At 66.4% G+C, this 363-nt stretch carries 1 pseudogene; it reads right to left on the bottom strand.

Annotated features, from left to right (window positions below):
* Positions 1 to 169: 169 nt before the first annotated feature.
* Positions 170 to 363 (bottom strand): annotated as a pseudogene (locus AC1DUE_RS20880) (D-alanine--D-alanine ligase A); the annotation flags it as partial.

Genomic DNA, 363 nt, shown 5'->3' with positions numbered 1-363 from the left:
ACCTATCGCAAGGCGTATGTCGAGGTGTCGCTCTCGACGGCGTACGCACATGACATGAGCCCGCTGGCGGCGTTCGCCGCTGCCGTCAAGAAGACGGTCCCCAGCAGCGTCTAGAGAGTGTCCGCGCAGTCCGGCCCGGCGCCTGTGCGCACATCCGGCCCGATATCTCTCAGCGCAGGCCGGTCGGGCGGGTCAACGCCGCCTGGATCAGCCGGTCCACCAGCTCCTGGTAGCTCACGCCGCTCTCCTGCCACATCCGCGGGTACATGGAGATCGGGGTGAAGCCCGGCAGCGTATTGATCTCGTTGATCACGAAGCTGCCGTCCTCGGTGAGGAAGAAGTCGGCGCGCACGAGGCCTTCGC

The organism is Cellulomonas sp. P4_A2 (assembly GCF_056402515.1).
Note: the sequence above shows the minus strand (reverse complement) of the source record. Positions and strands in the feature narration are given on the sequence as shown.